We start from the raw sequence: 7,466 nt of genomic DNA, 5'->3' as shown, positions 1-7,466 counted from the left end.
CCCTCTAACTCCCCCCAAGCTTGGGGGGAGAATAGATTAATAACGCTTTTTCCTTCTCGGATGATTTTATCGGAAAAGATCAAATCCTACTAATAAAGGGCGCGCGACGGCGCGCCCTTCTTTTTCCCTCATCGATTCTTGATTGTCCATACATCCTCGAAGACATCCACCGCCGCCCGTATCTCGTCCGGCTTGCTGCGTTCGTAATGTTCGGTGGGGAGATTGACGAGCATCGTCGTTTCCGAAAGCGACATCTGCCCATGCCAGACCATGGGAGGAATCGCCAGTAGCGCCTGCTCCCCTTCGTCGCCCAAAATCACGGTCTGATATTCTCCTTGGGTGGGACTATCGGGCCGGTCGTCGTATAGCCCGATCTTCGACGTGCCGGAAACGATGTAGAAGAAATCCGTCTGCTTCTCGTGCTTGTGCCAGGCTTTGACGACGCCGCGCCGCAGGCAAGTAACGTAAATCTGCCCGAATTTGATGAACTCCGCGTCGTCGTCGCGAAGAATCTCCACCAAATAGCCCCGGTCGTCCGCATACCGTTTGCGCGCAATGATTTTTACGCCATCGATCATAATCAACCTCTTCCAGCAAGGAATTTTTTTTTATCCTAGCAGGATAAAAGCGAAGCGCAATCCGCTATAATTCATTGCAAGCAAATCGCAAGGGATAAATGAATATGATTACCAAAGAAATACTCATCGAAAAACTATCCCAATATTTGCATCATAAAATCCCATTGGAAACGCTGGTGGATTGGGCGGAAACCAGCATGATGAACGAACCGTTCGATGAGCGGCATTTGGACGAACTTCGCACCGCCATAGCCCGCTTGGGATCCGCCGATGTACGCTCCTTCGGATTAACTTGGGAAGACTGCGAACAACTTTTCGAATCCCTCGGCTATTCCGCCCGTGTGGAGATCGTCGCGCAGTAAGCTGGAAAGCATTACTTTTCACTTGAATTTGGAGAATTATTACTGATGGGCGATAAACCTATAAAAAATTGGCATGATGCCCAGTCATCCTGGCGATTTCATCCGAACGGAGATTTTAGCGGAATTAAACCTTACGATTTCGCGGGCGGCGGAGATATTGGGAGTGCGGCGGGCGACGCTTTCGGATTTGGTTAACGAGAAAACATCGTTGTCGCCGGAAATGGCGCTGCGAATCGAAAAAGCATTTGGCGTCTCGATGGATACGCTATTAAGGATGCAGGCATGGCATAGCGCTTATTCAATGCGTCAGCGCGCCGGAGAAATTAACGTAAAGCGGTATCAACCCGCGTAGAATAGTTTAATCAGTTTTTTAAAAATTTTGCTTTTTTGATTTTCGTTTCATCGATCATAATCGACCTCTTCCAGCAAGAATTTTTTGTTATCCTTGTAGGATAAAGAATATGAAGGAAATTTCTTTTCTCGCATTATGAGTAGATGGATAATAAAGAAAGGAGTTTAAGAGATGACTGAATTTATCCTTCGACCTAGCATTACTAATCCTAAATTATGGAATCCAGAACGCCCACCAAAAAACGAATGGAATAAAATAAGAAAAGAAGTTTTAGAAAGAGATAATTACACCTGTGTTTTTTGTGGACATACAGCCGCAAAAAACATGAATATACATCATATCAACGAAACAAAAAGTTGTGAACCAGATAATCTGGTTACAATTTGTGTTGCTTGTCACGCTATCCAACATATAGGTAGAAACCTAGATTTAAAAACAATTGAAATTTGGCTTTCGAAAATTTCCCAAGTTGAAATTGTACGAAAAACACGTGAAGGTATAAAAAGGGGAGAGACACTAACGACAATTAATAAAAAACTTCCTTTATCACGTGGACCTCATTCTCCGGATTCCATATTATACGCAAATGATTTAGTTTTCGGTATTGGAGATCAGCCTCGAGCCTATTTGGATGAGCCATTGTGCGTTGTTTTTGTTAATTTCAAACAATGGCAAATCGAATAATATTAATTGAATATGTTGTATTTTTCATTCTATCAATAACCTAAGAAAGAAACCAAGCCATGCGCGTACTTATCGTTGGTTCGCTGGGACAACTGGGCAGCGATTTGGTCAGCGTCTTTTCCGATTGCCAGGTTACGCCTTACGACCTGGAAGACATGGATATTACGGACGAAGCTCTCGTGCAGCAGCAAATCGCCTTCATCTCTCCCGACCTCGTCGTCAACGCCGCCGCCTTCACTCGCGTCGACGAATGCGAGCGCGAATGCGAGCGCGCCTTCCGCGTCAACGCTCTCGGTCCGCGCAACCTCGCCCTCGCCTGCCGCAAGTGGGACGTCCAATTCGTTCATATCGGAACCAACTACGTCTTCGACGGCGAAAAAGGCGCCCCTTACCTTGAAAACGACCGCGCCCGCCCCGTTAACGCTTACGGCATCACCAAGCTGGCAGGTGAGGACTTCGTTCGCAGCATTTGGGACAAGCATTACATTGTCCGCATCTCCGGCCTCTTCGGCCTCACGCCCAGCCGCATGAAAGGCACCAACTTCGTCGAAGCCATGCTGCGCCTCGGCTCTAAGGGCAATCCGCTGCGCATCGTCGCCGACGAATCGCTCTCTCCTACATCCGCCAAGGACGCCGCCATCGCCATCCGCCGCATCGTGGAAAAGGAAATCTTCGGCCTTTACCACGTATGCAATCAAGGGTGCTGCACCTGGCTCGAATTCGCGGAGGAAATTTTCCGCCAAGCGGGCATGAACGTTGCGCTCGAACCGGTAACGGCCAAGGAATACGGCGCTCCGGCGCGGCGTCCGCCCAACTCCTGCCTGGAAATGAAAAAACTCCAAGAAATCGGCGTCCCGCTCCCGCCCTTGTGGCAAGACGCATTGAGAGAATACTTGGACGAACGCCAGCGACGCTTTACGGAAGCCGCCCAAAAGGATCGTTGAGGCGCTTCGTCATGATTCCCCCACTTGTAAATGAATTGTTGGAATCGTGGCTGAATTGGATTTATCCCCCCGCCTGCGCCGCCTGCGGGGCTGAAATGGAAAGCGCCGCGATTCCCCTCTGCGAGCCATGCCTTCACTTCATGACCCGCCTGCGCCCGCCCGTCTGCGCCTTATGCGGCGCGCCGCTGGAAATAGACGCCGCGCCGCCTTGCCCCAACTGTCCGGACGCCAAACCCGCCTACGCCTGCGCCCGCTCCGTTCTTTCCTATGATGACGACCGGGCGCGCAACGCCATCCATGCTCTCAAATTTCATTATCAAAAAACTCTGTCCCTTCCCTTGGGCCGTCTTCTGTATATCGGTTGGGATTATTATTACCGCGAAGTACTTTTTGACGCCCTGGTTCCGGTTCCCCTCCACAAACAGCGGCGACGCGAACGCGAGTTCAATCAATCCACGCTCCTCTGCGAGGTTCTGAGTTCTTTTTGCCGGATTCCCGTGCGGGAAGACCTCGTCTTCCGCATCCGCAAAACCATTCCCCAGACGAAGCTCGATTTCAAAATCCGGCAAAAGAACCTCATCGGCGCCATCCAACCCGCGAGCGGCGACGCAGCCAGGAATATGAGTCTATTGATTGTAGATGACGTGATGACGACAGGCGCCACGGTGAACGAAGTCGCCGCCGCCCTCAAAAAAGGAGGCGCCAAAAAGATAGCCGTCCTCACTCTCGCCCGCGCCCCTAGGAAAGCATTCTCTACCTGACAAAGATTTTTCAGCCTGATTTTTTAATTTCGATTTCCCTCAAAAGCGATGGAATGGCTTATGACTTTTTCCTTCGGCGAGTCCGCTTTTCTTTAGCTAGCGAACGATCTACAAGGTTAATGCTTGGAGTAAAAGTCTCTATATCTGGAAATTCTTGAAGATCCTCATAGATGTTTACGATAATATTATGGATGCTTATTAATAACAAAACCAATTCGCAAAAGATAAAAAGAATTGGCGAGCCAACGAAGAAGAGTCCGAGACCCATGAGCGCGTAAAATCCTGTATACCACCACGATGAAGAAAAAAATCCCCATAGGATAATGAATAGGGAAGTTGCAATAATCCATATACTCCCAAAATACTTTAATCCGTTAAGATAAAATAAGAAATTAAAATTGATATCATCGCTCTCATCTTCCAAATTTTCCTCCAACTCATTTTGTACTTCTTCCATTGGTTTGTTCATGGATAGCCGTCTCCCGTCTATCGGCGAATTAAATGCAAATCGGTAAGTTTCGCGTTCATTTCATTTTAAGTTTCTTCAACGTCATATTTATTTTTTCCAGATCGAAATGCGCCGGATCATATTCGTCTCCAAGCCATTCTTTGTAGAATTCATATTCGCTGTTTTGAGGATCGCTTAGGCATTCCATCATAGAGTAATAGCCGCCGATTCCGCCACAGTCTTCCGGCGGGCAAGCTCGTTCGCCCGCGATGCAGCGAGGATAGGAGACGCCGGTTTCCGGAGGAAATTTCTCCTCCAAAACAATGTCATGCTTCCAATTATCTCCCATATCGTAAATATAAACTATCTTATTCCCTACACGCTTAAGAACAGCGCATAGCATGGTCATAGACGAATCGACTATCTTAATCTTATTCGGCAAACCGAAGAATGACAAATCGGAATAGGAAGGCGAATCGGAATAGAATGTTTTTCCGACGACAAAATCCCAAAGGTGGTCGTCCTCCCATCCCATGACAATCTGAATGATTCTGTGAAGACGCGATAACGTAATGCGGTATGGAACTTCAAAGCTTCTCCATATAGGCGGATTCGAATATTGCAACGTAATATTCAGCCGATAGATTTTTTCGTCTTGGGGCATGTTTTTATGAATCATGCTATTCTCCCGAAAAGTTCATTCCATTTATTACTTTTCCAACATTCCCCGTTGTTTCATCCAGTCGATGCACAGTTTCGGCCATTGGCTTAATACGGGATCGTTTGGTCCCAAGCCGAAACCGTGTTTGCCTTTCTCGAAAATGTGCATTTCGGCGGAAACTCCCGCCTTGCGCATGGCCAGGTAGAAGAGAATGCTGTTTTCCGCGGGTACTCCGCTGTCTTCCGTCGTGTGAATCAAAAACGCGGGCGGCGTTTCCGGCGTTACCTGCAGTTCGTTGGAAAATTGCTTCACCCGTTCCGGATCGGGATTCTCGCCCAGCAGATTATTGCGCGAACCTACATGCGCATATTCCGTCGTGAAGGAAATTACGGGATAAACCAGCACGGCGAAATCGGGACGGCAGCTGGCGCGCTCGATGGAATCGGCGGCGTTCTTGTCCCCCGCGTCGAAATGCGTCGCCGCCGTGGACGCCAGATGTCCCCCCGCCGAAAAACCCAATACGCCAATCCGCTGCGGATCGATCTTCCATTCCTGCGCCCGCGCCCGCACCGTGCGGATAGCGCGCTGCACGTCTTGCATAGGCGCGGGATGATGGTATTCCGGCGCCTTGCGATAAGTCAATATAAAAGCGGTTACGCCGTTTTCATTCAGCCATTTCGCCACCTGATGGCCTTCGTGATCGATGGCGATTCCCCGATAGCCTCCGCCAGGGCAGATTACGACGGAAGCGCCGTTCCGCATACTCTCATCCGGTTGATAAATCCACAATGTCGGCTTGTCCAAATCGCCGCCGCCCGTTGCTCCCGGCGCGCCGCCGGGCCAGAGCAATTCCTTCCCCGGTTCGGGAGCCGCAGCGAAGCCGTTCGCGGACGTCATCAGACTAATGATCACCGCCAAAAGTGGCAACAAAAATAATAAACCGAGTTTTCGCGTTCGCATTCGAAAATCCTTTCGCACATAGGAAGAATATAGGCGTTCATGCTTCGATCATAAACGAGCTATTTAAAGAATGAAAAGGGGGACGATAAGAGATGGGTAGGAGTAAAAATCCCGTAAATACTTGCGCTTCGATTATCCTAGGCCTGCTAATTGTAGAATTAGCCAAAGACTCATCTTCTTTGGCTAATGGCGTTTGTGTGCTCGGCACAATGTTTTTATTGCGGTTGGAACTTGAACTCAATCCATTGCCTCTTTTTGGAGAGTTTGAAAAGCCTTATTAAATTCTATTCCAATTGCGTTCCAATCCGATAAAAGCGCCTTCATATCGGCTTCTTCAGGAGTTCGGTTTTCATTATAATAATGAAAGTTGCCTCCAAGATCAATTACGCTGCCGATCCCTTCCAAAAAAGAAGGAATTGCAAAAAGATCGAAAGTAGGGGACATATCTCACCTCCATTTCTCTATAAGGATTAGACTTAAACATCTCTACTAATACAAGAGAATACGGCAAACAACAAGACAAGATGATTCCAAAAACGATATAAGCCTTTAATATACAATATTATATTAATTTATTCCATTTTTTCTTCTTATTCTCGGCTTAAAAGTATTTTTCGATAAGCAAATCTCATGGATTGGCGGGATTTTCATACCATATCACGCCGAGGTTTTCTCTCTCTTCGCAGGTTACGATGTCCAAGTCGCCATCTCCATCCAAGTCTAACGCTTGAACTAAGTCATACTTCGTTCCCTCCAATCCGCTGACGTCCTGCGCTATCCAATCCATTTCGCCTTTGCGTTGCGAAAGCAGCCAAACGCCAATTTTTCCCTTTGCATTCTCGCAGGAAAAAACGATATCGGCGCGCTTGTCGCCATCGAAATCGGCGATGCGAATCCCCTTGCCCGTTCCCGCATTCGGCGGGAAGGGAATGGAAAATTTGTTCCAGCGTTCGAGCAAGGAATCCGGCTTTTGGAAAACCAGCAACTCCGATCCCGAAACCGCCGCTGCGACTTCGCGCCGTCCATCGCCGCCGATATCGGCGTAATCGAGAAACATGACTTCCTTATCCTCGCCGCCGATGCGGCGCTGCTTCCAATAAGCCGTCAGTTGCGGGCCGGGGCCGGGATTCTCCAACCAGAGGCATCCCCGCGACGGCCCTTTACGGTCAGTTACGAGCAGATCGTCGTCGCCGTCGCTATCCATATCGGCGCTCTCGATGGACATAATCCATCCGGCGTCGTAAATGGGACGCCACGCCCAGGCGGCTAATTCTCGCGGATTCGGCGGCGACTCCAACCACCCTATGCGCGCCCCCGATCCCTTCGCTCCCAAGACCAAATCGACGCCGCGCTGTCCGTCCACCTGCATCGGCAGGCCATTCATCCACTGCATCGCTCCTTGGCAGGCGGGAAACGCTTCCGTCTTCCATGCCGCCGCGTTGAGATAGTCTTGCTTGTTCTTCGGCGCCCAATGAATGTAAACCGATTTCACCGTCCCTTCGCAACAACTGACGACATCCATCGCGCCGTCGCCGTCGAGGTCAACGAAGACGGCGTCTTCCGGCGAATTCACTTCGCCAACAGTTACAGCGGGCCAAGGCTGCTTGACCTTCGCTGTTTCGGGTTGAAGATAAACGCGGATGACTCCGCCCTCCTCCCAACCTGCGGCGATATCCATCAATCCGTCCCTGTTCGCATCCTCCAGCCGTACTCCAT

11 protein-coding genes are annotated in these 7,466 nt (G+C 49.4%); 5 read left to right on the top strand and 6 right to left on the bottom strand.

The annotated features are described in order from the left end of the window. Positions 1–128 precede the first annotated feature (128 nt). Positions 129–578, bottom strand: coding sequence for a dTDP-4-dehydrorhamnose 3,5-epimerase family protein (locus AB1656_25895; GenBank protein ID MEW6238832.1), 450 nt, complete (start codon positions 576–578; stop codon positions 129–131). Between the two features lie 104 nt (positions 579–682). Between AB1656_25895 and AB1656_25890 the strand changes: the two genes are divergently transcribed. From AB1656_25890 to AB1656_25870, 5 genes are all read left to right on the top strand, one after another. Beyond that, positions 683–940, top strand: coding sequence for a hypothetical protein (locus AB1656_25890; protein ID MEW6238831.1), 258 nt, complete (start codon positions 683–685; stop codon positions 938–940). 73 nt (positions 941–1,013) lie between these two features. Beyond that, on the top strand, positions 1,014–1,292 hold the full coding sequence (locus AB1656_25885; GenBank protein ID MEW6238830.1) for a HigA family addiction module antitoxin: 279 nt from the start codon (positions 1,014–1,016) through the stop codon (positions 1,290–1,292). 171 nt (positions 1,293–1,463) lie between these two features. Next, on the top strand, positions 1,464–1,976 hold the full coding sequence (locus tag AB1656_25880) for an HNH endonuclease (GenBank protein MEW6238829.1): 513 nt from the start codon (positions 1,464–1,466) through the stop codon (positions 1,974–1,976). A gap of 59 nt (positions 1,977–2,035) precedes the next feature. Continuing rightward, positions 2,036–2,920, top strand: coding sequence for a dTDP-4-dehydrorhamnose reductase (gene rfbD, locus AB1656_25875; GenBank protein ID MEW6238828.1), 885 nt, complete (start codon positions 2,036–2,038; stop codon positions 2,918–2,920). An 11-nt stretch (positions 2,921–2,931) separates the two neighbouring features. After that, positions 2,932–3,681: a ComF family protein gene (locus AB1656_25870; protein MEW6238827.1), complete on the top strand. Its 750-nt coding sequence runs from the start codon at positions 2,932–2,934 to the stop codon at positions 3,679–3,681. A gap of 58 nt (positions 3,682–3,739) precedes the next feature. Here the strand turns inward: AB1656_25870 and AB1656_25865 are convergent, their stop codons facing one another. From AB1656_25865 to AB1656_25845, 5 genes are all read right to left on the bottom strand, one after another. Next, positions 3,740–4,150, bottom strand: coding sequence for a hypothetical protein (locus AB1656_25865; GenBank protein ID MEW6238826.1), 411 nt, complete (start codon positions 4,148–4,150; stop codon positions 3,740–3,742). Positions 4,151–4,205: 55 nt separating this feature from the next. Continuing rightward, positions 4,206–4,808: a plasmid pRiA4b ORF-3 family protein gene (locus AB1656_25860; GenBank protein ID MEW6238825.1), complete on the bottom strand. Its 603-nt coding sequence runs from the start codon at positions 4,806–4,808 to the stop codon at positions 4,206–4,208. 30 nt (positions 4,809–4,838) lie between these two features. Beyond that, complete coding sequence (locus tag AB1656_25855; protein MEW6238824.1) at positions 4,839–5,750, bottom strand: alpha/beta hydrolase; 912 nt, start codon at positions 5,748–5,750, stop codon at positions 4,839–4,841. Between the two features lie 237 nt (positions 5,751–5,987). Next, on the bottom strand, positions 5,988–6,194 hold the full coding sequence (locus AB1656_25850; protein ID MEW6238823.1) for a hypothetical protein: 207 nt from the start codon (positions 6,192–6,194) through the stop codon (positions 5,988–5,990). A 184-nt stretch (positions 6,195–6,378) separates the two neighbouring features. After that, the coding region (locus AB1656_25845; GenBank protein ID MEW6238822.1) for a VCBS repeat-containing protein at positions 6,379–7,466 on the bottom strand (1,088 nt) is incomplete at its 5' end.

This window comes from Candidatus Omnitrophota bacterium (assembly GCA_040755155.1).
Classification (GTDB): domain Bacteria; phylum Hinthialibacterota; class Hinthialibacteria; order Hinthialibacterales; family Hinthialibacteraceae; genus JBFMBP01.
Note: the sequence above shows the minus strand (reverse complement) of the source record. Positions and strands in the feature narration are given on the sequence as shown.